This is a genomic window from Collinsella sp. CLA-SR-H006 (assembly GCF_040097075.1).
In the GTDB taxonomy this organism is placed as follows: domain Bacteria; phylum Actinomycetota; class Coriobacteriia; order Coriobacteriales; family Coriobacteriaceae; genus Collinsella.
Window position 1 is genome coordinate 121,973 of the sequence record NZ_JBBNPD010000001.1, and the last position, 22,609, is coordinate 144,581.

A 22,609-nucleotide genomic window follows, 5' to 3' on the forward strand; every position below is an offset into this window, starting at 1 on the left:
GGTGAAGTGCTCTATGTAGTCCGGCCCCAGCATCAGGCGAGCCCGTCGCCCAGCATGTCGAACGCGCCGCCCTGCTGCTCGGGCACGTTGGCCTTGGCCTCGTTGCTGGTCTCGCCGTAGAAGCGGCGGCGGTACTCCCACGGGGCCATGATGCCCGCGCCGACCTCGCTCATGGCCATCTCGCGCGCGCTCTGCGTGTCGCTGATGATGGAGTCGTCGAAGTCCACGGTGACGTCGCCGTAGGGCACGGCCTCGCCCTTGATGCTGCGGCACGCGTCGGCCATGCCGTTCACGAGGCGCACGATGGACTTGCGCAGGGCGTTCTCGTGCCGGTGGATGGATCGCATCAGCTGCGAGTTGTCGGCCGCCACCTCCTTGGCGGTCTTCAGGCCCGTGTGCGACTCCCAGGAGAAGTAGCCGTTGCCGAAGCCGCACGCCACCGACAGCAGGCGCAGGCCCGTGTTGATGGCGCTGGCGTTCTCGTCGGCCTTGAGGTCGCTCTGAACGGTCTGAATCTTGGCCGACCCCTCGTCGCCGGGGTTCATGCTGAAGATGGTGTCGTCGGCCTCGCCGAAGGCGTAGTAGGTCTTCGTGAGACTGCCGTCCGGCCCCTTGTCGGTCTTGGACTCTATGAGGGTCTTGTCCACGAACGTGCGCGGGCGGCCCACGCGAATGTGGTCGAGCAGGGAGGTGGCGGCCTCGTCCACCACCTTCATGGCCCCCACGGCGTTGCAGTACACGCTCGCGCCCATCGCGCAGTAGTCGTAGTAGCGGTTCGACACGGCGGGGCGCACCAGGCTGAACAGCGGGCGGGTGCAGTGCGTGTCCATGTCGGCGCTGATGCCCTCGACCGCCACCTGCTTGTGCGTCTTGGTGTCGAACAGCTGCGTGAGGATGTGGTAGGTGCCGCCCTTGAGCACGTGGGCCTGGCACTGGTCGTAGTCGCGCCCGGCGACCTCCACGCGGCCCACGAACGCGCACTGCGTGCAGTCGTCGGCGCTCCACGTGAGCGGGGTTATCTGCGTGGCGTCGTAGCGCACGATGCGCAGCTCGGCGTCGGGCGTGTAGGCGCTGTCGGTCACGCCTCGCGGCTCGATGACCCACGCGCCCGTGCCCATGGCGAACGCGCGGGCTATGAAGTCGGCGTTGTCCATGGCGAACGATGTGGGCGCGTCGCTGTCCTCCGTGGGCTGCTGCGCCGGCGCGTTGCCCTCCGTCGCCTCCTGGCCGTCCCCGCCGGTCGCCGTGGGGTTGGCGAAGTATCGCGCCATCCACTCGCGGCGCTCGTCGCTCGTGCTGGAGATGATCGTGCTCTCGTTCATGAGCAGACTGGCCCACTCGTCGGCCACGAGCGCCGCCGGGTGCAGGCTCGCGCGCTCGCGCTTGTACACGCGGAAGCCGCGCCGCTCGCTGTAGTGGTACCAGCCGTTGTTCGCCGCGAACCACCCGAACCAGACGCCCACCATGCCCTGCATGCGGGTGTCCGGCTGGTATCCCATGCGGCGCAGCCACGCCTCGGCGTAGCCCGTGTTGCCTCGCTTCTCCATCAGAGGTTGCTCCTTATCCACAGTCCTGCGGCGTAGCCCGCCGCGTCTATCGCGTCGTCGTTCACCTTCGGCAGTGTCTCGGTTATGTCGCCCTGCCCGTTCGACACGTACTCGTACTCGGGGAACTCCTTGGCGGCGAGCGGGCAGCGGTCGGGGTCGATGACTATGCGCGTAAGGTTCTGCATCCACCTGATGCGGCTCTTGGGCGCGTTCAGGCCCTGCTTGAGCGACTTCTGCGCGCCGATGCCCTGCTCCTGGTAGTAGAGGATCATGCCGCGCGCCGCGCTGTCGCACCACACGTCGGCGGCGGGGTCCTCGGCCGCCTGCAGCTTGGCCGCCACCAGCTCGGCGGTCTTGACGTCGATGGCCTCGGTTCCCTGGCGGCTCTCCTCGTCCAGCAGGTACAGCACGCGCTCGTTCTCGTCGTATCCCGCCTCCATGAACACCCAGGGGTGCACGCTGCCCGCGTCCACGCCGAACGAGCGCAGGGCGATGGACGCGCGCTCCTCCGCGGTGATGGGGCGTATGTCCAGCAGCTCGTCGGGGAACACCTCGGAGCCCGTGCCTATGACCTCGCCGAGCCATTGCCAGCGGTAGGACTCGGGCGTCTTGCGGCGGCTGCGCTCGGCCTCCGCCAGCGCCGCGGCGCTTATCCACTCGGGGTGCTCGTCTATGACGTCCAGGTACGTGGTGTGGCATATGAAGCGCCCGTCCTCGCCCGGGTGGGCCTCCAGGTCGCGCGCCTCCTTGTTCACCCAGTTGCGAGCCGAGCGGGGAGGGTTGTAGCTGTAGAACACCCAGAACATGTCGCCGCCGCGCAGGAACGTGGCCAGCACGCTGCGCACCTCGTCCATGCCGTCGAACTCGTCTACCTCCTCGAACCACACCACGGCGCAGTAGCCGGTGCGGAACTTCGCGGACTTCAGCTTCTTCGGCTTGTCGCATCCCACAAAGCGTATGACCTGCCCGGTGGGGAGGTACGTCACCTCCATGGGGGACAGGCCGAAGTCGAACAGGTGCGCCACGCCCAGCACGTCGCACGCCCAGCCTATCTGCTCGTACACGGACGTGCGCAGCGTGTTGCCGACCTTGCGCAGCACGACGGCGTTGGCCTCCGGGTTGAGCATGATCAGCAGCACGATGGCGATGGATATGAACGACGACTTGGTGGAGTTGCGCCCGCCCTTGAACCAGTAGTGCGTGAACTCGTGCGCCTTGATGGAGCGCCACACGCCGGCGAACACGGAGGCCACGACGTCCGAGAGCTTAACCGAGGTCGTCAACGATGGTCACCCCCGCCTCCGCCATGGCGGCCTTCGCGCCGTCCACGCCGAACATGTCGTTGAGCAGCTTCACGCTCTCGGTTATGGCCAGGCGCGCGTCGCCGTTGATGCTGCCCTCGGCCGCCTGGCGGCGGAAGATGGGCAGCGCGCCGTCGAGCACCTCGAACAGCGGGGCGGCCGCGTCCTGCAGCTCCCAGCGGCAGTCCTTGGCGGCCGCGTCGCGGATTTCCTGGATTCTGTGCGCGATTCGGGGGTCGCGCATCAGCTTGGACGCGGCGCAGCTTATCGAGTTGTAGTTCATGCGCTTGCAGTCGTAGGCCGCGCGGTACGCGTCCTGCTGCTTGGCGCGGGGCTTGGCCATCTCGCGGGCGAACGCCTCCTGCTTCGCCGTGAGCGGCTTGTCCTTCTTGGGCACCTGCGGCCTCCTTCCTGCGCCGCGTCACCCCATTAGGCGGGCCTCCGCGACGCCGTAGTAATACGGGTCAATCTCGCATCCCATGAACGCGCGGCCGCATCTCGCGCATGCCTCGCCGGTGCTGCCGCTACCCATGAACGGGTCAAGCACCATGTCTCCGGGGTCGCTCAGGCTCTCCACGGCCCGCTCCAGCAGCTCCACGGGCTTCTCGTTCTGGTGCTGCAGGCGATTCTGCGGCACGCGCGGGAATCGCCATACGTCGGGCCATCTGCGCCCGCGTATGCGCGGCCTGCCTTTCGCGCAGTACAGCAGCACCTCGTATCGCTTCCCGAAGGCGTGGGCGAGGTCGCCCATCGTGTGCGCGCCCTTGTCCCACACTATGCGGTTCACCACCTCGAAACCGGCGCTGCGCATAATCCTCTCGGCCTGGGCCAGCGTTTCCTGAGCCATGAACACGCATGCGGCGCTGTCTGGCATGAGCACGCGCATCATCTCAGGCGCAGCCCGTTCCAATGCGGATAGATCGCGGTCGCCCTCTATCTCGCGGCAGAAGCGGTGATGCCTGTCCTTGCGCATGCCGGTCTTATAGGCGATGCCGTACGGCGGGTCTGTCAGCACCATCCCGATGCTGCGCGAGGGGATGCGGGGCATGGCGTGCTCGAAGTCGCCTGCAATGAGCCTCGGGGGGGGGTCTTCACGGAATCCATTGAGTGTCTCCTATCTCTCGGCCCATATGGTCGCAAGCGTGTCGCCGGGCACGAAAAAGGCCGCCCCGAAGGACGGCCCTCTGCCTGTTTCCGTATTCGGTTGCCCCTATCCGCACGCCGCCACGGCCATGGCCATGAGCCCGAGCGCCAGCGCCCTTATGGCGTAGATGGCCGCCGCGTCTATGGTGATTGCCGCCGCTATGAACAGCAGGCACCCCCAGTTGCATCCCGGGCGGTTCATCGCTCCTCCCACTCGACGGTGCCGTCGTCGTACTCGGCCTTGAGCCATTCCAGGTAGTCGGCCTCCTCGCAGAAGCTGGCCAGCAGCCGCTTGCTGGTAGTGCAGCTACTCATGCGGCTCGTCTCATACACGGCGATGAAGAAGGGCCACGAGTGGAACTCCGTCTCCGTGTGGATGGCCCGCTCGGGCGTGCCGAAAAGGTGCCCCCAGTTCGTCATCGCGCCCCCTCCTTCGCGCTCGGCCCGACCTTGCGGTAGGTGAAGTCCTCGAACAGGTGACCGCACCAGCGGCAGCGGTCGCCGCCCTTGGGCAGGTGGTGCCAGATCTCGCGCATGCCGCACTTCGGGCAGCGCACCTCGATACTGGGTCGGCGCTTCGGCTTCTCGGTTTGCTGCTCCATGGCTACTCCACCGCCATCCGCATGGCCGGCTTCATGGTCTCGCGCAGGCTCTTGGCCAGCTCCTCGGCCGTTACCTCGGCCTTCACCTCCACGTTCACGTCGGGCATCGCGAAGCCGCGCGCCTCGTCGTCCTTCAGGCACGGCATGGCGACCTCCTGAGCCGCGCCCTTGAGCGTCGGCGCCGCCGTCTCCTTCGGCTCGCAGCGCCCCAGCCACAGCTCGCACTCGTCCAGCTTCGTGAGCGCCAGGGCGCGCTCGCGGCTCGCCTCGTAGGCCGTCTCGATGCCCTTGCGCAGGTTCTGCACGGCCGTCTCTTCGGTTCCGGCGTCCAGCTTTTCGCGCAGTCGGGCGTTCTCGAACCTCAGGTTGCGAGCCTCGCGACGCGGCACTGCTGCCGTATGGCTTTGCTGCTCGCTCCAGCAGTCCTCGCACAGCGGCGCGTCCACGCCCATGTTGTCCTGCCACAGGGCGTCGATATCGCGCCCGCAGGTATCGCAGATGATTCCCATGGCTACTCCCTTCCTTCCGGCTTCACCGCGCCTGCGAGGAACCACGCCCGCAGGCTCTCGGCGCACTCCGGGCACAAGGCCCTTGCCTTGCCGTCGATTCGCGCGCTGTTCCTCAGCACCATCTTGGCGTAGCCCGCCAGGGTCGCCGGCACCTCCTTGCCGCAGCGTTCGCATGCGCACATGTACAGCCTCATGCCTGCTCGCCTCCCTTCGGCAGAGCGTCGGCGATTCGGTCCCAGTCGGTGGCCGACTTCTCGCTGGGGTACTCGTAGGCCCCCACGCACGGCACCGGCAGCACCGCCATGCCGTCGTGCTCGCCTGCGTACTCGTCTGCGTCCGATCTGCTCTCGAACGCCAGCACCACGTCGCTCTCCGTGGCCACCGCGTAGATCTTCTTCATCGTTTCGTCTCCTATTCGAACTCGAAGCACTCGCATGCCTCGCTTGTCTCGTCTACCGCCTCCACGTCGGGGCCGCCGCCCGTCATGGCGTCGCGGGCGCACACGGCCTCGCCGCCAGCGCCCTGCACGCGGCCGCAGAAGCGGCACTCCCGGCACGTGCGGCCCTCCCACGGGTCGGGCCGGTTCCACGGTGCCCTGGGGTCGGACTCGAAGCACCCGGGCGGGAGGTTCCACCCGCTTGAAGGCTCGTACCCGCTCACATGCACCGCCTGCCCCTCGGCAGCCGCCCCCAGCCGTCCATGGCCAGGGCGTCCGCGTACTTGGTCGGTTCCGGCAGCAGCAGGTACTCCCAGTGCCCCGAGCCCGGCGGGGCGGGGCGGTTGAACCTCTGCTCGGCCCTGACCCAGCGGAAGTGCAGCCGGTTGGCGTGCGCCAGCCCGTGGCAGCCGCTGCCGTTGCCGCTGCCGCACAGCATCACCGTGGGCTTGGGAACCTCGCGCCCGTCGCGGAACAGCTTGCCCGCCCCGCGCCTCACGATGTGGTGGCGGTTGAGCAGCCACGGCGCGCCGCACACGGCGCACCTGGGCGTCTCGATGCTCGGCCCCTCCATGAGGGGGCGCAGGATCTCGGGCAGCGTGTCAACGTTTGCCATTCGATAGCCTCCTGTCCTTGCCTTGCAGCTCGTACTTGTCGCACATCTCCGACAGGCGGCTCACGATGGCCACCGCCGTCTCCTCGTCGCCGTTCTTGGCCAGGCGGCGTATGAGGTCGCTCTTGCCGTACTGCGTGGTCACGACCACGGGCCTCATGTTCTCGTACCTGTCGTTCACGACGCGGAACACCTGCCCCAGCGTCCAGTCGGTGGGGGACTCCTTGCCCAGGTCGTCCAGCACCAGGCACCCCACGCGGGAGAGCCTGGACAGCACGCCGTCCTCGGTGCCGTCGCCGCCGTAGGTGCCCTTGATGGCGGCCAGCACGCCCAGCATGTCGGTCACCCTCACGCTGGTGCCGCCGTCCACCAGGAGCCGCGCCACGGCGCTCGCCAGGTGGGTCTTGCCGGTTCCCACGGGGCCGCAGATGTACGCCCCGCGCCCTTGCTCAACCTTCGCGGCAATGCCCTCGGCCATGGGGGAGGCGGCTGTCATGAAGCGGGGCTTGATTCCGGCCCGCTCGTAGGCCCGGCGGCGTTTGGCTGCGGCCTCCTCGGCCTTGGCCCTGGCCTCAAGGCGCGAACGCTCGTCGCGCTCCGCCACGGCACCCGGGCAGCCGCACGGCTTCCAGCCGCAGAAGGTGCGGCGGCCAGCCAGCACCACGTAGCGGACCTCCAGCTGCGCCCCGCAGTGGGGGCACTCAGTCGTACTCGGCATAGCCGTCGGCCTCCTTCCGGGTCCTCGGGCCGCGGTTCACGTAGTCCTCGAACTTCGGCGAGAACAGCGTGGAGGGCCGCAGGTACTTGGCCATCTTCGGGTCGCCCGCCCACTCGGCTGCCATCGTGTCGATGACGGCCAGGAAGTCGGGGAGGCGGTAGCCCTCGGCCCAGCGGGCGTGTATCAGCCTGCGGGTCTTGGCGCTGCTTGAGCGGTAGCGGGTGCCGGCTGCCTCGTTGAGCGCATGCACGATTTCGTCAAAGGGGATTAAGGGGTTATCTATATACTCAACCTCAACCTCAACCTCTGCATTGCCGCAACTCGATGCGCCTGCATGTGCATCCGCATCTGCTTGCGCATGTGCGGCTGCATCTGCATCCGCATATGCTCCCGCATGTGCTTGCGCATCGGCTTGCGCCCGTGCCGCCGCATCGTCCACCGCGTCTTCCTTCCCCGGCCTGTTGCCCCAGCGGGCGTTGGCCGCCTTCCTTGCGCGCTCGCTCTTCTCGTCGCCCATGTCGAGCCTGCCCTTGAGCACCAGGAAGGTAGGCAGCCACGCGGGGCTGCCCTGCGGCTCCTTGCCCGTGAACCGGTACTCGACGATGGCGTAGATGAACGGCGCGCGCTGCTTCTCGGGCATGGCCTGCGCGGCCGCCCAGAAGTCGTCGTGTATAACCATGCCCATAGTGTCGCCGTCGCCTTCCCTAAAACGGGATATCCTCGTCGTACAGATCGGGCATGGCCTGCTGCTGTGGCGCGGGCTGCTGTGGCGCGTACGCCTGCTGAGTGGCCGGCTGCGGCGCGTAGGCGGGCTGCTGCGGCGCAGGTGCCGGGGCGGGGCGTCCCTGGCCGTACGTGCGGGCCTGCGGCGCTTGCGGGGCCGCCTGGGGCGCGTACTGCTGCGGCGCGTAGCCCTGCTGCTGTTGCTGGCCGCTCATGAACTCCAGCTCGTCCACCACGACCTCCAGCGCGCTGCGCTTCTGGCCGGTCTGCTGGTCGTTCCAGCTGCGGTAGCGCAGCTTGCCCTCGATGGCCACCTTGCTGCCTTTGGCGAGGTACTGCGCCAGCTTCTCGCCGCGGGTGCCGAACAGCGTGCAGTCCACGAAGTTCGGGTAGTCCTCCCACTGCCCGGTCTGCTGGTTCTTGCGGCGGTCGTTGACGGCCACGCCCATGGACAGCACGGACATGCCTCCAGACGTGGAGCGCAGCACGGGGTCGCGGGTCAGGTTGCCGGATATGCACACGCGGTTGATGCTCATAGATACCCTCCTTGGGTTACGTCCCCGCTGTTCCAGATGCGGGTGATCTGCGCGTCTACCATGCGGATACGCAGCTTGATTACGTTGATGGCCTCCTGCGAGGCCTTGTAGATGGCCTCGGAGCAGTCGCGGCGGCGCTTGGCCTCCGCTATCTGCTCCTGGCCCCGGCACACGTCGCCGATGATGGTGACGGGCGTGCCCTTCTGGCGCTCGTTCAGGATGGCGATGCGCAGGGCCTTGCGGTACTCGGCCTCGTTCTCGGCGTACTGGCAGCCCGACTCCTTGCAGGTCTTCAGCTCGGCCTCCAGCCTGTCGGTCAGCTCGTCCAGCTCCTCGGTGAGCGCCTGCATCTACTCCACCTGCCAGTCGGGGCGCGGGCAGCACGGGCTGTTGGCCACGAACTCCATGTACTGCGGCATGCTGGCGAACTGGTAGCGCGCCCCGCAGCTGCGGCAGTGGGCTGTGAAGGGGCCGTCTGCGGGCGGCTGCTTCTCCTCGGGCGCGGGCTGCTTCTCCATGGCGTCGGGATCGCTCTGCCCGTCGATGGCGAACGCGCCGCACAGCGCGTACTTGCGGGCGTAGCTCGACGCCATGCCGGTCACCTGGGCATCGTCCGAGCCCTTCTTGTGCTCGTCCTCGCGGGCGTAGGCGCTCACCTGCAGCAGGCCATCGCCGCCCTCGGCGGGGAACACGCACGCCGTGGACTTCACGTAGTAGCGGTCGCCTATCTGCACCAGCTCGTCGGTCATGAAGAACGCCAGGCCCTCCTTGGCGCACGGCTCCTTCAGCGCGGCCACTATGTCCTCGTAGCTGCGGTAGCTGAACTTGCCGAAAGCGTTGTACTTTGCCTTGGGCACCACCACGGCGCGCTGCACGCGGGCAACGGCCGCCATGAGGTCGATGGACTGCTGTTCCTGGGTCATGCTAGTAGCCTCCGTTCATTCGCTCGTAAACCTGGCCCACCGTGCCGTGCATGATGGTGCCCACGACGCCCTGCGCCTTGAGGGCCGCCGCGACGCCCTGCATCTGCTCGCGCGTGGCGCACGGCACCACGACCGTCCACGGGTCGCCCGCCATGGCCACGGGTGCCGGTGCGGGCGGCGCTGGCGGCACCGGGGCGGGCATGGGCGCGGGCTGCGGCTCGGGCATCTGCTCAAGCGGCTGCGGGAACTCTGCGGGCTGGCATTCCGCGGGCTCGGACACCGCTTCGGGTTCGGGCTCGGGCTCTTCCACGGGTTCCGGCTCCATGGCCGCCTTCAGCTCGGCGATGCGCCGGCGCTCCTCCTCGGCCTTGTGCGCCGCCGTTATGGCCGCGCCCAGGTCCAGGGTGGCGAACAGCTCGCGCTCGGCCTCGTCGTAGAACGGCTCGCCCTGGAACTGCGCCTTGAGGGTTTCCCAGTCCTGGGCCAGGCGCTCTACCTTGGCCTCCAGGGCCTTGAATGCCTTCACCTCGCCGAAGGTCTTGTTGGTCCACTGCTTCTCGTGGAAACGCTCATAGGGCACGACGGGGGCCAGCAGCCCGGCGAACTCCTCGTAGTGCTCCCGCAGCTTGGCGTACGCGCGCAGCTGGCGCTCCTCCTCGGCCTCGTCCAGCTGCGCCTTGATGCCGTCGGCTGCCTGCTTCGCGATGCCCGCCACGGCCTTGCACCTGTCCTCGAACGCGGCCAGGGGCTTCGTGTACTCGCGGCTCACGGCCTTGCGGCGCTCGTCTATCTCCTTGGCGATGCCGTTGAGGTAGGCGCGGTCGCGCTTGGCGGCCTTCACGTTCTCGTCCTTGCCCATGTCGTAGGTCGCGCCCTCGTAGTCGGCCACCAGCCTGCGCACGTGCGCCTCCAGGGCGTCGAAGTTGGCCTCGATCACGGCGGGGGAGTACGCCACGGTCAGCTCTGACGCCTCCTCGGGCTCGATGATCTCGGCCTCAACTGCTTCGCTCATTTACTCCTCGCTTCCCAGGCGCGCCATGCACGCCTCGTAGGTTTCCGTCTCGGCCGCGTTCGGCTCGTAGCCGTCGGCCTTCATGGCCTCGTAGATGATGGTCACGTTCTCGACCGTCGCTCGGTTGAAGTACACGGAGCTGCCGCCTTCCATGAGGCTCCAGGCCGTCCAGCCGCTCATGTTCCACGCTGCCCGCCAGCCCATGGCCATGGCCAGCTCGGTGGGCGTGCGGTCGATGGGGCGCCCCAGCATCTCCTCGAACGTCTCCACGGCCTCGGCCTCCATGGCGAGCGCGGTCAGCGCCAGAGCCGTGCGGCGCATCGACTTGAGGTCGCCCGCGTGGGCGGCAAGCCACTCGCGGCGGGCCTTCGCGCCGTCCTCGTAGGCGGCCTGGAAGTCGGCCTTGCGCTGGGCTGCGGCCTGTGCGGCCTCGTCGGCCCCCTCGGCCACCGGCGCCAGCAGGGTCACGCCGAACGGCGTCTCCTCGGCCAGAAGCCCCGCGCCCGCGTTGTCGGCCACGTAGGCGTCCAGCGCCGCCAGGTCGGGGCGGTAGTCGGAAAACGTGCGGCATGCGGCGAAGCCCTCGGGGCATTCGTCGACGAACTCGACGCCCGCGTCGGCAAGCACCGCCACCACCTCGGCGCGGTTGCGCCTCTGCTCGGCCCTGGACTTCAGGCCCGCGTACACGCGCTGCCATTCGGACTGCTTGCAGTCGCGCAGCTCGGCCACGGCCTCGTCGTCGCCCTCGAACTCGGCGATGGCGGCCAGGCGGTCGAGCGTCATGTCGTAGGCGGCGTCCTGCACCCTGCGGGCGGCGCGGCGCGCCTTGGCCACGGTGCCCGCGTCGGTGCGGGCGGCCACGGCCACCTCCTCGTCGGGAATGTCGAGCGCCAGCATGGTCTGCACGCCGCGCGACTTCTCCTCGGCGGTCAGCCCCAGCTTGGCGTCGGTCTCCACCATGGCCTTGGCGGCCTCCACGCGCGCCAGCTCGGCGTCGTCCAGGTCGTCGTAGACCTCGGCGAGGAAATGCTCGGTGCCGATGGACCTCATGGCGCGCACGCGGCACTCGCCGTCGATGATCCAGTAGATGCCGCCCTCCTTGTACAGGATGGGCTTCATGACGGGCTGGCCGGGGTTGAGGCGGTTGGCCTTGAACTGCGCGGCCAGGCCCGCGATGTGCTCGGCGCTCTCCCTGGTGGTGAAGTCGCGCGGGTTCATCGGCTCGCCGTCGGCGCGCTCGTAGGGGTACACGTCGCAGATCGCGACCTCCTCTAGCGATTGCATGCGCGGGCCTCCTCGTCTACGACCACGCGGCACTCCATGCCCACCAGGCGGGCGCGGCACGCCACGCGGGCCACCTCGCCCATGAGCGCGATGCGCTTGGTGGGCACGGGGCCGTTCTTGATTTGCGCGGCCATGCAGGCGGCCCCCATGTTGAACGCCTGGCGCATGGCGGCGTCGAAGCCGCCGTCGCCCGGCTCGGGCACGGGGACGGCGCGCTCGATGCGCTTCAGGATGCTGTCCACCGTCTTGTCCGCGACGGTCTTGCTGATGATTTCCGTGAGCATTTGGGTCTCCTAACTGGGAAAACTAAAAGTGATAAAAACTTTTCAGGATTTCGGAACTTTTTTCTCTATGCGCTCCTTGCGCTTCTGCGCCGCCTTGACCCTGCGGTACAGGTAACGGCACAGCCACCGCTCCATGGCCTCGTCGTGCGCCTCTGCTGCCTTGTCGGCGGCGTAGCGGCTCATGCCCGAGGTGTCCGGGGCCTGCGGCATGGGGTCGGCGCGGCTCTCTCGGCCGCACTCGGTGCGCTCGTAGGTGCGGCGCTCCTCTGCGGTCAGCCTCGGCAGCAGCTCGGCTATGCGGGCCTCAATGGCCTCAAGCTGCTGCTGGCGTCTGCACGGTTCGCAGATGCCGTCCTTGCCGAGGGTCGCCCTGCGGCACCCGCACGACGGGCACAGCTCCAGGCGGTGGCGGTAGCAGCGCAGGGACACGTGGCCGCCGCTGGCGTTGATCACGCGCCGCGCGTTATCCAACTGGTTCTTGGACAGCCGCAGCTCGCGGCGAATCTCGCGGGCGGGCACCTTTCCCGCCAGCTCGGCTATGCGGTCGAGGTCGGCCTTGCGCCACGCCCTGTGTGGCCTGCCCTTGTCTCGGCGGGTCACTCGTCGCTCACCTCCACGACCACGCGGGGGCGCGCCCTGTCGGTGAGCACCCTGTCGGGGCACTGCTCCACGTACTTGCGGGAGTCGTCCTTGATTACGCCCGCCGCCACCAGGCCGTCGAGCACGAACTTGCGCGCGAAGCCCACGTTGTCGGCGTCGCGGCGCATGTCGGGCTCGTAGAACGTGGTGCGCACGGTCACCCGGCGCTCGAAGCGCGGCGCGCGCTGCTGCATGGCCGCCGCCCTCACGCGCGCCGTCTCGCGCTTCTTCATGGCCGCCGCCTTGTAGCGGTTGGCGCGCTCGGCGCTGATGTAGTCGTTCAGGCTCGGCATTCGGCCCTCGACCGTGACGGTGCACCTCATTGCGCGCCCCTGTCGTAGATGCCCTGCGCCTCGGTTAGCGTGGAGGCGGCGAAAACGGCTGGGCCCACGATGGCCTCCCACGCGCCCACCAGGTCCACGGAGTCCACCGGCGTGCGGCGGAAGCTCACGGCGGCCAGCATGGAGGGGCGCTGCAACACCATGTAGCGGGACAGCACGCTCCACAGGTTGTGGTCGCGCTTGAACTCGCTGGCCTCGCTCACGGTCATGCCGTTCTGGCACGACAGGGTGTACACGTTGTCGCGCTGGATGACGTGGCCCTCCAGCATCAGGCGGTAGCAGATGCGGCGCAGCTTCGCCCATGTATCGGGGTTCGAGGCAACCCAGCCGCACGCCTTGGCCACGAGGGCCTGGGCCTTGGCGTCTACCTCGGCCATACTGTTGCCTCCAGCGCCCATGTGGCGGCGATGCACGCGCAGACGAACAGGGCGGCGAAAACGGCCTGCAGCCTCTCGCGGCGCTGCTCGGGTGTTACACTGGTCTCGGTTCGGAAGTGAACCGTTGCGGTGCGCGTCTTTCGCTTGCCGGCTGCGACGCGCACCCTCTTTCCCTTGATCTTTTCCATTCCTGGAACTTCCTCTCGTTCTCTGGGTCCTTGTAGAACTCGCGCATCATGGCGGCGCACTCGTCGCACATGGCGCGCTGTATCGGGGTCATTCGCCCGCGACGCCCGGCAGAAGCAGCGGGGCGTCCTCGTAGGCGACCTCACCGGTGTCCTCGTTCACGAACATCACCTCCTGGTCGTCGTACACGTGGATGTTGAGCACCTGCCCCGTGAACTCCACCAGCTTGGGGATGGAGTCGCGGAACTTCGGGTCCAGCTCAAACTGCAGCACGCACTTGCCGCTCTTCACGTTGAGGGCGGTGAACCCCCCCCCGTACGGTCACCTCGTTCAGCATGGCCTACTCCTTCTCGTCGTACGCGGTGTCGCGCGCGATGGTCTTGAAGTCGGTGCTCCAGCCCTTGCCGTTCACGCTGAACTGCACGGAGTCGTAGACGTTGAACTGCATGCCGCCGAGTTCGAACCACGTCGTGCTCGCCTCCAGAAGCTCGATGCCGCTCGTCTGGAAGCCCCACATGGCCGTGATGCGGCGCTTGAGGCTGTCGTGCGTCTCCTCCATGCAGCCGTTCTCTGCCAGCTCGAAGTTGACGGCCACGCGCTTGCGGTTGTTGACGATGCAATCGATCGTTTTGCCGACGATATTCGCGACGAACTCGGGCTGGTGGCTTGCGTTGGTCATGTTGTTTCTCCTTATGGTTAGTTTAACTAGCGTTTCTGCCGAAAAAAATGCTCTCGTAGCTACGGCTCAGGATTTCACAGATGCGGCGCGCCTGTAAAACGCTCGCATTCTCGGGCTTTTCCTCGATTTTTATGTATGTCGGACGGGAAACACCCAGTTCATCAGCCATGTATTGCTGCGTGAAGCCTGCATCTTCGCGCGCTTCGCGAAGAGTTTTGAACTTCGCCAAGCCTTATCACCTCCTTCGCTTGTCGAACTGTCTCAAAGGTTAGTTTTTCTAGCATTGCATGTCAAGTTATTTTTGCAATAAAATGCAAGAGAAGTTAACAGGAGGTCGCTATGGGTATCCGCGAGAACATCATCCAACTGCGGGAACTGTTCGGCGTTACGCAAGAGCAGCTTGCCTCGATTGCGGGCGTTTCCCGTGGTGCCGTCTCTCAATGGGAGGGCGGTTTCTCCGAACCTCGTATGGGTTCGATACAAAAGATTGCGGACTACTTCCGCATTTCTAAAAGCAACATTATTGAAGATAACGGGATGTCGTTCATCGACCCCGTGACCAAAAAGCCCAAGGGCAGCCCGTATATGCCCTCCGGCGCCATCCCCGTGGTGGCCAGCAGCGCAACCGTGCCGCTTCTCACGCTTGGCCGCGTGCACGCCGGCTCACTCGCCGACGAGGAGGAGGTCGCGCACCGCGTGGAGGTGCCCGCCTCCGTGTGTGCCGGCCACCCGCGCGCTTTCGCCCTGGAGGTCGAGGGCGACTGCATGAACCGCGTCATACCCGAGGGCAGCCACGTGCTGGTCGACCCCGACCGCCAGCCCGCCAACGGGTCCATCGCCGTGGTGGAGACGGAGGACTACCGCGCGGTCATGCGCCGCTGGTACAAGGGCAGCACCAAGCTGATGCTGTCGGCGGACAGCTTCAAGGACTACGAGGACATGATTTTCGGCATGGACGACGGCCCTGTGCGCGTGATCGGCACGGTGGTGTGGTTCCAAGCCTCCAACGAGATGGAGTAGCCATGGGCCTGTTTGATTTTCTGAAGCAAAAGGGGAGGAGGACGGCCGAGCCGGTTTCCTATGTTCCCGAATGTTTGGAACTCCCGGAGTCGAACTACGACCAACTATTTGACGAGTTTCAGCCGGAATGGGCTGACCAGTTTCCCGACTTCCCCTATGAGTTCCAAGGAAGACCAGCGATCAGGACGACTTTAACCGAGCGTATGCGCGATATGTTCAGCATTGCTCCGCAGGACGTTCCGAGAGTTGAGGCTCTTGTTCATCAGGCCAACAGCTTGCTTGCTGATGCTCATTCCCTTGCTACTTTTCCCGAGTTTTCCGTCCCTATGCCTGATTTATCTGATTCCTATAAATGCTTGTTGCGTTTTCCGCTTTGCGCTATTCGGTGCATCCCGTTTACGGAAAAAACCGGTCGGGTGTCGAAGTTTCCGTTCCGGTTTGAATACGATTCCGGGATGATGCGCAAGCCCAGGGCGCCGAGAGCTCATATCAGGATGACCGCTAGCTTGATGCCGAACGGGGACCCGGGAAGGATTGAAAGCGAGTACGCTCTCTTCGAGAGTGGTGCCTCGTTCGGCCACTATTGGATAGTCACCTCAAAGATCGTCAACGGAGAACTTGTCGTCTCACGAATCAGCGAAACGAGTCCGACAGGCGATACTCCGCCGACTCTTTACACATTAGGCAGGTAGCCATGGGCGGACGTGTGGCGATATACGCCCGCTTCTCCAGCCACAACCAGCGCAGCGAGTCCATCGAGATACAGGTGGAGAAGTCCCGCGACTACTGCCGCGAGAACGAGCTGACGGTGGTCGCGGAGTACTGCGACTACGCGCAGACCGGCACCAACACCGACCGCGCGGAGTTCCAGCGCATGATGGCCGACGCAAGGCGCGGGCTGTTCGATTTCGTGGTCATCTGGAAGGTGACCCGCATCATGCGCAACCGCGACGAGATGGCCATGGCGCGCATCATGCTGCGCCGCAGCCGCGTCGAGATACTGTACGCGGGCGAGGACATAGCGGGCGGCTCGGCGGGCGTGCTGCAGCTCGGCATGCTCGAACTGCTCGCCGAGTACGAGAGCGCGGTCGACGCGGAGCGCATCCGCGAGGGCATCCAGAAGAACGCCCAGCGGTGCATGGCCAACGGCTGCGTGCGCTACGGCTGGGACATAGTGGACGGGCGCTACGTGGTCAACGAGGAGGAGGCCGCCGCCATCCGCCTGGGCGTGCGCATGGTCTTGTCGGGTAAGTCGGTGGCCGACGTGGTGCGCGCCTGGGAGCCGTACCGCACCAAGCGCGGCGGCAAGTGGCGCTTCCAGACGGTGCGCCGCATACTGATGCGGCGGGAGAACGGCGGGGAGTACCGCTACGCGGGCGTGGTCGTGCCCGGCGGCATGCCCGCCATCGTTCCCATGGATGACGAGGAGAGGGTGATACGGATGCTTGAGGACTCGCACAGGCCCCGCGCCAAGACCGAAGCGTGGGACTTCCCGCTCACGGGCAAGCTCTACGACGGGCGCGACGGCGGGCTGATGACCGGCACCAGCGGCACGGGCAAGTCGGGCAGGCTCTATCACTACTACCGCTGCCGCAGCTGCGGGCGCACCGTGCGCCGCGATGTCGTGGAGAAGCGCGTGGCCGACGCCGTGCGCGAGGCCCTGGGCAGCGCCGACAGCCGCGAGCGCATCGCTCGCATGCTGGCCGACGCCGAGGAGGAGCGCGCCGACGAGAAGCCCTTGAGCGAGACCATAAAGGGCGAGCTGGCCAAGATCGAGACGGCGTTCTCCAACATATGGGCGGCCATCGAGTCGGGCATCGCGCCGCCGGGCGGCAAGGAGCGCATAGACGCGCTGAAGCAGCGGCAGGCGCTCCTCAAGGACGAGCTGCGCACGGCCGAGGCCCTTGAGGCCGCCCGCCTTGACTACGACCGCGCGCTGTTCTGGCTTGAGGGCATGGCCGCCGCCGAGGTGGACGACGCGCAGCTTCTGCGCACGTTCGTGGCGCGCGTGGTGCTGGGCGGCCCCGACGATGACGACGGCCTGCGCGTGGCGTTCACGTTTGACGATTCTGCCGGCTTGGGCGATAATCCGTCGCTGCCTGGCGCTATAGGTCCAGGTGGCGAGGTGTTCGACCGAATGAACGCCAGCTCCACCATAAGTAACAGGCAGGTAGATACTTATATCTACCTGCCTTTTTATTTCTAGTCCGTACCGCGGAGAATCGAACTCTATGCAGGGCGCGGGCGTAAAGAAAACGCGTAAGCGTTTTTAGCCCGCGGGCGAGGACGCCGGCAGGCGGCCGAAGCCGGTGCGGATTTGCGAAGCAAATACGCGGATTCTCCGCGCAAACTATCAGCTCAATATGGATGCGATGTTTATCGAATCTCAGCCGGCCATGCGCCGCATCAACGGATCCCCCCGCACCGCGGAGAATCGAACTCTGTGCAGGGCGCGGACGTTAAGAAAACGTCGCGGCAGCACAGGGTGGGACGTGCTTTCCCAATGGCGGCCCAGGCGTAAAGTCCATCCCGGAATCCGCGCTCAGACTGGGACGTAGTTTCCGGATGACACATCAAGCGGAAAGCGCATCCCGGAATCTAAGCTCGAAATGGGATTCATTTTCCTGATGACAGGCTCAGCGGAAAATACGACCCGGAATTTGCTCTGAGAACGGGACACGCTTTCCCGCCGACCGCTCCGCCCTCCTCAACTCCAAAACCTGCGCGCCCTCCATCCCAAAACTGGGTAGAAGAAAGCCAAAACGCAATCGCAGGAGGTCAATATGACTGCAGAAGATAAGGCAAAGAACGCCGGCAAGGTCGCGCTCGTCCTGGAGGGCGGTAGTTTTCGCGGGCAGTTTACCGCGGGCGTGCTCGACGTTCTCATGGAGGCCGGCGTCGAGATTCCGGCTGTCTACGGTGTATCGGCCGGCGCCCTCAACGGCGTGAACTACAAGTCGCACCAGATCGGCCGTGCCAACCGCATCAACCTGGCTTTCTGCAACGACAGCCGCTTCATGGGCGCCGCATCGTTTGCGTCCACGGGCTCTATCGTCGGCTACGACTTTATCTTCAACGATGTCCAGGACCGCCTGGATCCCTTTGACAATGAGACGTTCGACGCGAGCCCCATCGAGATGTACGCCGTCGCGACGGACATGCTCTTTGGAACCGCCACGTACCTCCCGGTCAAAAGCGCCGTGCTCGACCTCGACGCTGTTCGCGCCTCGACGTCGCTGCCGCTGGTGACGCCGCCGGTCGAGATTGACGGGCACAAATACGTCGACGGCGGCGTAGCCGATTCGGTCCCCATCGAGCATGTGCTCGAGGAGGCGGGCTTCGATCGCGCGGTTGTCATTGTCACGCAGGACCGCTCGTACGAGAAAAAGCCCTACGAGTTTATGCCTGCCGCGCGCGCCCGCTATGCCGACTACCCCTATCTGCTCGAGGCTATCGAGACGCGCCACGACCGCTACAACATCCAGCGCATGCACCTGTGGAAGTATGAGCGCGAGGGCCGCGCGTTGGTCGTCGCTCCGCAAAAGCCGGTCGAGGTCGGCCATGTCGAGCACGATTCGACAAAGCTTTTGGACCTGTATATCCAGGGCCGTCAGGAGGCAAAGCGCCTGCTCGCGGAAATCCAAGAGTTCGTTGAACGCTAGCGACGGCGAACCCTCAAAAAATGACAACAGCTAAAGAGCTGGAAAAATCACGGCTCGTGGATGACATGTGCAGAAACTCTGGTCGGAGCCAAAATACCTGTTGACTCGTACGGCGAGCGGGGTAATATGGACGGGTTACTTGCAGAGCCCCGTGAATCTCTGTAACAACACGTACTGTACATGGAGGAGTCTAAGTGATTTCGAAATCGACTCACTACGCCAAGCAGGGCGAGGTCCAGCGCAACTGGGTTCTCGTCGACGCCGATGGTGCTGTCCTGGGCCGTCTTGCCGCCCAGATCGCAATGATCCTGCGCGGTAAGAACAAGCCCCAGTTCACGCCCAACAGCGACTGCGGCGACTTCGTTGTCGTCATCAACGCCGATAAGGTCCAGCTTACCGGTAACAAGGCCGACACGAAGACCTATTATCGCCACAGCGGCTACAACGGCGGCCTCAAGGCTGAGAGCTTCCGCCAGGCTATGGAGAAGCACCCGGAGAAGGTCATCGAGCGCGCCGTTCGCGGCATGCTGCCCAAGACCACCCTCGGCCGTGCCCAGATGACCAAGCTTAAGGTCTACGCTGGTGCCGAGCATCCGCACGCTGCCCAGAACCCCACGAAGATTGAGCTGGAGGCTTAAAGATGGCTGAGAACACCGTTGTCTACCAGGGTACCGGCCGTCGTAAGAACGCCGTCGCCCGCGTCCGTCTCGTCCCCGGCACCGGCAAGGTGACCATCAACAAGCGTGACGCCGAGCAGTATTTCGGCCGTCATCAGCTCGTTGAGAACGCCCTCGCTCCCTTCAAGGTGACCGACACCGCCGGTCAGTTCGACGTTATCGCTCTGTGCGATGGCGGCGGCATCTCCGGTCAGTCCGGCGCTCTGCGCCTGGGCATCGCTCGCGCTCTTCTGAACGCTGGCGACTACCGTGCTGACCTCAAGAAGGCCGGTTTCCTTACGCGCGATGCTCGCGTGGTCGAGCGCAAGAAGTACGGCCTCAAGAAGGCCCGCCGCGCTCCCCAGTTCTCCAAGCGCTAAGGTTTTATCTCCTTTCGAGATACAATGTACAAGCGGGGCCTGCCGATTCCTCGGCGGGTCCCGCTTTTCTTTTTCGACTAGGGCGGGCGGTTGCATATCGCCTGCTAGGGAAGGAGCGATCCTATGCCCCAGAACATCTTCGGTACCGACGGCGTCCGTGGCGTCGCCAACGCCGGTCTTTCGTGCGACCTCGCGTTTCGCCTGGGCCGCGCGGCGACCAAGTTTCTTGGTCCGGACATCTGCATCGGCCGTGACACGCGCCTTTCGGGCACCATGCTCGAGAGCGCTCTGACCGCCGGCATTATGGCCGAGGGCGGCCGCCCGCATTGCTGCGGCGTTATCCCCACGCCTGCCGTGGCACTGCTCACCGTTCAGAACGAGCTCGACGGCGGCATCGTCATCTCTGCTTCGCATAATCCGCCGGAGTTCAACGGCATCAAGTTCTTTAGCCGCAAGGGTATGAAGCTTCCTGATGCTGTCGAGGAAGAGATCAGCGCCTGGGTCATGTCCGAGGAAGCCATGGCTGCCGACACGCTGCCGACTGGCGCCGGCGTGGGCCACATCATCAAGATGAAGGACGCCCGCAAGGCATACGTCGACCACGCCATCGATACGCTTGATGGCCTGAGGCTCGACGGCCTGGTCGTTGCCGTCGACTGCGGTCACGGTGCTTCCTGCCAGACTACGCCCGCCGCGCTGCAGCGCCTGGGTGCCACGGTGCACGCTATCAACACCGATTACTGCGGCACTGACATTAACGTTGAGTGCGGCTCTACGCACCTCGAGCCCCTGCGCGAGCTCGTGCTGCGCACCCATGCAGACATCGGTCTGGCCCACGACGGCGACGCCGACCGCGTACTGTTCGTGGACAGCGAGGGCAATGAGATCGACGGTGACTACATCCTGGCTATCTGCGGTTCTGACCTCGCCGCTCGCGGCAAGCTCGCTAACTCCGAGATCGTTTCGACCGTCATGTGCAACCTGGGCTTCTCCATCGCTATGAAGGAGCAGGGCTTCGAGATGGTCCAGACCGCCGTGGGCGACCGCTACGTTCTGGAGCGCATGCTCGCGGACGGCGCCGTCATCGGCGGCGAACAGTCCGGCCACATCATCTTCCTGGAGCACAACACCACCGGCGACGGCCTGGTGACGGCTCTGCAGCTGCTGGCCGTGCTCAAGCGCACCGGTCGTACCCTCACCGATCTTTCCGGCATCATGAAGAAGTACCCGCAGGTGCTCGTCAACGTGCATTCCGACAACAAGGCCGGCCTGGACGATTGCCAGCCCATCTGGGATGCCGTCGCTGCTGCCGAGAAGGAGCTTGACGGCCGCGGCCGCATTCTGGTGCGCCCGAGCGGTACCGAGCCGCTGGTCCGTGTGATGGCCGAGGCTGAGACGCACGAGCTGACCCAGCGCGTTGTTGACGACATCGTCGAGGTTGTCAAGCGCGAACTTCCCTAATGGTCAAAAACCGTTGCCAAGTGGTAAACTGTTAAGGTTATTTTGATTGATTGGTATGTCCGAGGGGGAGCATGTTCACTAAAGTCCTAAGGTCTTTTGGTATGCGTGGTCGAGTCCTTACGCTGGATGCTCCCATCTCGGGCGACGTCATTCCGCTTTCCGAGGTAAACGATCAGACGTTTGCCACCGGCCTTTTGGGCCAGGGCGTGGCGATTCAGCCCACCGGAACGCGTGTGATTGCACCGGCTGACGCCAAGGTCGAGGCCATTTTTCCCACGGGACACGCCGTTGCGCTTAACACGGTCGATGGCTTGGACGTGCTCATCCACGTTGGTTTGGACACTGTTCAGCTCGAGGGCAAGCACTTTACCGTACATGCGCAAGTGGGTGACATCGTCCATAAGGGCGATGTACTCATTGAGTTCGATCGCGAGGCAATTGCTGCCGAGGGCTACGATGTGACGGTTCCCATCTTGGTGTGCAACTCCGTTGAGTTCTCGAGCATCAAGGGCTCCGTTGGCGTGCATGTCGAAGAGATGGACCAACTCATCGTTGCTCGCGAGCGCTAGCAAGTGCACGTGGCCATTAGCCTACAATTCAAACACGTTTACGGAGGGCGCCCTTGAAAGAGGACGCCCTCCGTGGCAAGATGGGAAACGTCCGAGGCTAAACAGCTTCGGGTCACCGTGGACGGGCAGGGGCCTCGACGCGGCTAGACACGAGACACATACATTACGCGACCTCGCCCTGGTGGCCGCACACGTTGGTTGCGGCCGACGCGGGCCGCGGGCAAGTGCTTGTAAGGGAGCCTTGCCTCTCTTGTACGAGAAAGGACGCGTAATGAAGATCATTAAAGCTAAAGACTACGAGGATATGAGCCGCAAGGCCGCCAATATCATCTCGGCCCAGGTTATCCTCAAGCCCGACTGTGTACTGGGCCTTGCCACCGGCTCCACCCCGATCGGTGCCTACAAGCAGCTCGCTGCTTGGTACGAGAAGGGCGACGTCGACTTTGCCGAGGTCAGCACCTATAACCTGGACGAGTATCGCGGCCTTTCGCACGACGATCCCCAGAGCTATCACTACTTCATGCGTGAGAACTTCTTCGATCACATCAACATCGACCTGAACAACACGCATGTGCCCGACGGTTCCAACCCCGACGCCGCCGCTGCCTGCTCTGAGTACGACAAGATCGTCGCCGACGCCGGTTACCCGGATCTGCAGCTGCTCGGCATCGGCAACAACGGCCACATCGGCTTCAACGAGCCCGATGACCACTTCTCCAAGGGTACGCACTGCGTCGACCTCACCGAGAGCACTATTCAGGCCAACAGCCGCCTGTTCGACAGCATCGACGATGTTCCTCGTCAGGCCTACACCATGGGTACCCAGACCATCATGTATGCCCGCATGATCCTGGTCGTCGCCAACGGCGAGGCCAAGGCTCAGGCCGTGCATGACATGTGCTATGGCCCGGTTACGCCCGAGTGCCCGGCTTCGATCCTGCAGCTGCACACCAACTGCGTTGTCGTTGCCGACGAGGCCGCCCTTTCGCTCTGCGAGTAGCGCGAATC

Annotated in this window: 35 protein-coding genes; 10 read left to right on the forward strand and 25 right to left on the reverse strand. The window is 65.1% G+C overall.

The features are described from left to right. Positions 1-32: 32 nt before the first annotated feature. The 4 genes from AAA069_RS00540 to AAA069_RS00555 form a co-directional block, all read right to left on the reverse strand. Complete coding sequence (locus AAA069_RS00540; RefSeq protein ID WP_349127275.1) at positions 33-1,322, reverse strand: hypothetical protein; 1,290 nt, start codon at positions 1,320-1,322, stop codon at positions 33-35. A 224-nt stretch (positions 1,323-1,546) separates the two neighbouring features. Next, a complete protein-coding gene (locus AAA069_RS00545; RefSeq protein WP_349127276.1) occupies positions 1,547-2,830 on the reverse strand; it encodes a PBSX family phage terminase large subunit in 1,284 nt (427 codons plus the stop codon). Then, a complete protein-coding gene (locus AAA069_RS00550) occupies positions 2,814-3,245 on the reverse strand; it encodes a hypothetical protein (protein WP_117765325.1) in 432 nt (143 codons plus the stop codon). Before AAA069_RS00550 ends, AAA069_RS00545 begins: the two co-directional genes overlap by 17 nt. A 24-nt stretch (positions 3,246-3,269) precedes the next feature. Continuing rightward, positions 3,270-3,896, reverse strand: a complete 627-nt coding sequence (locus AAA069_RS00555) for a DNA methyltransferase (protein WP_349127277.1) — start codon at positions 3,894-3,896, stop codon at positions 3,270-3,272. 55 nt (positions 3,897-3,951) lie between these two features. Between AAA069_RS00555 and AAA069_RS00560 the strand changes: the two genes are divergently transcribed. After that, positions 3,952-4,119, forward strand: coding sequence for a hypothetical protein (locus AAA069_RS00560; protein WP_349127278.1), 168 nt, complete (start codon positions 3,952-3,954; stop codon positions 4,117-4,119). Between the two features lie 70 nt (positions 4,120-4,189). Here the strand turns inward: AAA069_RS00560 and AAA069_RS00565 are convergent, their stop codons facing one another. The 21 genes from AAA069_RS00565 to AAA069_RS00665 form a co-directional block, all read right to left on the reverse strand. Continuing rightward, positions 4,190-4,411 carry a hypothetical protein gene (locus AAA069_RS00565; protein ID WP_349127279.1) on the reverse strand — a complete coding sequence of 74 codons (222 nt, stop codon included), beginning with the start codon at positions 4,409-4,411 and terminating at the stop codon, positions 4,190-4,192. Beyond that, positions 4,408-4,593 (reverse strand): hypothetical protein, encoded by a 186-nt coding sequence (locus tag AAA069_RS00570; protein ID WP_117637868.1) that lies wholly within the window; start codon positions 4,591-4,593, stop codon positions 4,408-4,410. The genes AAA069_RS00565 and AAA069_RS00570 overlap by 4 nt, the downstream gene beginning before the upstream one ends. 2 nt (positions 4,594-4,595) lie before the next feature. After that, on the reverse strand, positions 4,596-5,102 hold the full coding sequence (locus AAA069_RS00575) for a hypothetical protein (protein WP_349127280.1): 507 nt from the start codon (positions 5,100-5,102) through the stop codon (positions 4,596-4,598). 2 nt (positions 5,103-5,104) lie between these two features. Beyond that, the gene (locus AAA069_RS00580; protein ID WP_117637866.1) at positions 5,105-5,296 is read right to left on the reverse strand and encodes a hypothetical protein; all 192 of its coding nucleotides are present in this window, start codon (positions 5,294-5,296) and stop codon (positions 5,105-5,107) included. Beyond that, entirely contained in the window at positions 5,293-5,502 is a 210-nt protein-coding gene (locus AAA069_RS00585) for a hypothetical protein (RefSeq protein WP_346964631.1), read from the reverse strand. The genes AAA069_RS00580 and AAA069_RS00585 overlap by 4 nt, the downstream gene beginning before the upstream one ends. A 256-nt stretch (positions 5,503-5,758) precedes the next feature. Beyond that, positions 5,759-6,154, reverse strand: a complete 396-nt coding sequence (locus AAA069_RS00590; protein ID WP_349127281.1) for a hypothetical protein — start codon at positions 6,152-6,154, stop codon at positions 5,759-5,761. Next, complete coding sequence (locus AAA069_RS00595) at positions 6,141-6,869, reverse strand: ATP-binding protein (protein WP_152067353.1); 729 nt, start codon at positions 6,867-6,869, stop codon at positions 6,141-6,143. Before AAA069_RS00595 ends, AAA069_RS00590 begins: the two co-directional genes overlap by 14 nt. Beyond that, positions 6,853-7,554, reverse strand: a complete 702-nt coding sequence (locus AAA069_RS00600; RefSeq protein ID WP_349127282.1) for a conserved phage C-terminal domain-containing protein — start codon at positions 7,552-7,554, stop codon at positions 6,853-6,855. The genes AAA069_RS00595 and AAA069_RS00600 overlap by 17 nt, the downstream gene beginning before the upstream one ends. 19 nt (positions 7,555-7,573) lie before the next feature. Then, a complete protein-coding gene (locus AAA069_RS00605) occupies positions 7,574-8,128 on the reverse strand; it encodes a single-stranded DNA-binding protein (protein ID WP_161160587.1) in 555 nt (184 codons plus the stop codon). Beyond that, positions 8,125-8,478, reverse strand: coding sequence for a hypothetical protein (locus AAA069_RS00610; RefSeq protein ID WP_117637860.1), 354 nt, complete (start codon positions 8,476-8,478; stop codon positions 8,125-8,127). Before AAA069_RS00610 ends, AAA069_RS00605 begins: the two co-directional genes overlap by 4 nt. After that, positions 8,479-9,051 (reverse strand): ERF family protein, encoded by a 573-nt coding sequence (locus AAA069_RS00615; RefSeq protein ID WP_349127283.1) that lies wholly within the window; start codon positions 9,049-9,051, stop codon positions 8,479-8,481. A 1-nt stretch (position 9,052) separates the two neighbouring features. Beyond that, positions 9,053-10,063, reverse strand: a complete 1,011-nt coding sequence (locus tag AAA069_RS00620) for a DUF1351 domain-containing protein (protein ID WP_349127284.1) — start codon at positions 10,061-10,063, stop codon at positions 9,053-9,055. After that, entirely contained in the window at positions 10,064-11,347 is a 1,284-nt protein-coding gene (locus tag AAA069_RS00625; RefSeq protein WP_349127285.1) for a ParB N-terminal domain-containing protein, read from the reverse strand. Beyond that, positions 11,335-11,631 carry a hypothetical protein gene (locus tag AAA069_RS00630; protein WP_117765307.1) on the reverse strand — a complete coding sequence of 99 codons (297 nt, stop codon included), beginning with the start codon at positions 11,629-11,631 and terminating at the stop codon, positions 11,335-11,337. Before AAA069_RS00630 ends, AAA069_RS00625 begins: the two co-directional genes overlap by 13 nt. Positions 11,632-11,673: 42 nt before the next feature. Next, positions 11,674-12,231, reverse strand: coding sequence for a hypothetical protein (locus AAA069_RS00635; protein ID WP_117765305.1), 558 nt, complete (start codon positions 12,229-12,231; stop codon positions 11,674-11,676). Further along, a complete protein-coding gene (locus AAA069_RS00640; protein ID WP_158551309.1) occupies positions 12,228-12,593 on the reverse strand; it encodes a RusA family crossover junction endodeoxyribonuclease in 366 nt (121 codons plus the stop codon). Before AAA069_RS00640 ends, AAA069_RS00635 begins: the two co-directional genes overlap by 4 nt. Further along, on the reverse strand, positions 12,590-12,988 hold the full coding sequence (locus AAA069_RS00645) for a hypothetical protein (RefSeq protein WP_349127286.1): 399 nt from the start codon (positions 12,986-12,988) through the stop codon (positions 12,590-12,592). Before AAA069_RS00645 ends, AAA069_RS00640 begins: the two co-directional genes overlap by 4 nt. Beyond that, positions 12,976-13,176, reverse strand: coding sequence for a hypothetical protein (locus AAA069_RS00650; protein WP_117637854.1), 201 nt, complete (start codon positions 13,174-13,176; stop codon positions 12,976-12,978). The genes AAA069_RS00645 and AAA069_RS00650 overlap by 13 nt, the downstream gene beginning before the upstream one ends. An 88-nt stretch (positions 13,177-13,264) precedes the next feature. Then, positions 13,265-13,465, reverse strand: coding sequence for a hypothetical protein (locus AAA069_RS00655; protein ID WP_349127287.1), 201 nt, complete (start codon positions 13,463-13,465; stop codon positions 13,265-13,267). A 49-nt stretch (positions 13,466-13,514) separates the two neighbouring features. After that, positions 13,515-13,853: a hypothetical protein gene (locus tag AAA069_RS00660; RefSeq protein WP_349127288.1), complete on the reverse strand. Its 339-nt coding sequence runs from the start codon at positions 13,851-13,853 to the stop codon at positions 13,515-13,517. A 22-nt stretch (positions 13,854-13,875) separates the two neighbouring features. Then, positions 13,876-14,082, reverse strand: a complete 207-nt coding sequence (locus AAA069_RS00665; RefSeq protein ID WP_349127289.1) for a helix-turn-helix domain-containing protein — start codon at positions 14,080-14,082, stop codon at positions 13,876-13,878. Positions 14,083-14,192: 110 nt separating this feature from the next. Between AAA069_RS00665 and AAA069_RS00670 the strand changes: the two genes are divergently transcribed. The 9 genes from AAA069_RS00670 (at position 14,193) to nagB (ending at position 22,601) form a co-directional block, all read left to right on the forward strand. After that, positions 14,193-14,873 (forward strand): XRE family transcriptional regulator, encoded by a 681-nt coding sequence (locus AAA069_RS00670; protein ID WP_349127290.1) that lies wholly within the window; start codon positions 14,193-14,195, stop codon positions 14,871-14,873. Positions 14,874-14,875: 2 nt separating this feature from the next. Further along, on the forward strand, positions 14,876-15,565 hold the full coding sequence (locus AAA069_RS00675; RefSeq protein ID WP_349127291.1) for a hypothetical protein: 690 nt from the start codon (positions 14,876-14,878) through the stop codon (positions 15,563-15,565). 2 nt (positions 15,566-15,567) lie between these two features. Further along, positions 15,568-17,079, forward strand: a complete 1,512-nt coding sequence (locus tag AAA069_RS00680; RefSeq protein WP_349127292.1) for a recombinase family protein — start codon at positions 15,568-15,570, stop codon at positions 17,077-17,079. A gap of 577 nt (positions 17,080-17,656) precedes the next feature. After that, positions 17,657-18,535: a patatin family protein gene (locus AAA069_RS00685; RefSeq protein WP_349127293.1), complete on the forward strand. Its 879-nt coding sequence runs from the start codon at positions 17,657-17,659 to the stop codon at positions 18,533-18,535. Between the two features lie 194 nt (positions 18,536-18,729). Beyond that, positions 18,730-19,173, forward strand: coding sequence for a 50S ribosomal protein L13 (gene rplM / locus AAA069_RS00690; RefSeq protein WP_349127294.1), 444 nt, complete (start codon positions 18,730-18,732; stop codon positions 19,171-19,173). Positions 19,174-19,175: 2 nt separating this feature from the next. Continuing rightward, on the forward strand, positions 19,176-19,571 hold the full coding sequence (rpsI, locus tag AAA069_RS00695; protein ID WP_022094634.1) for a 30S ribosomal protein S9: 396 nt from the start codon (positions 19,176-19,178) through the stop codon (positions 19,569-19,571). Between the two features lie 123 nt (positions 19,572-19,694). Further along, positions 19,695-21,032: a phosphoglucosamine mutase gene (glmM, locus tag AAA069_RS00700; RefSeq protein WP_349127295.1), complete on the forward strand. Its 1,338-nt coding sequence runs from the start codon at positions 19,695-19,697 to the stop codon at positions 21,030-21,032. A gap of 101 nt (positions 21,033-21,133) precedes the next feature. Beyond that, positions 21,134-21,601 carry a PTS glucose transporter subunit IIA gene (locus AAA069_RS00705; RefSeq protein ID WP_306421699.1) on the forward strand — a complete coding sequence of 156 codons (468 nt, stop codon included), beginning with the start codon at positions 21,134-21,136 and terminating at the stop codon, positions 21,599-21,601. A 271-nt stretch (positions 21,602-21,872) separates the two neighbouring features. Further along, positions 21,873-22,601 carry a glucosamine-6-phosphate deaminase gene (gene nagB, locus AAA069_RS00710; RefSeq protein WP_055287061.1) on the forward strand — a complete coding sequence of 243 codons (729 nt, stop codon included), beginning with the start codon at positions 21,873-21,875 and terminating at the stop codon, positions 22,599-22,601. The last annotated feature ends 8 nt before the right edge of the window (positions 22,602-22,609 follow it).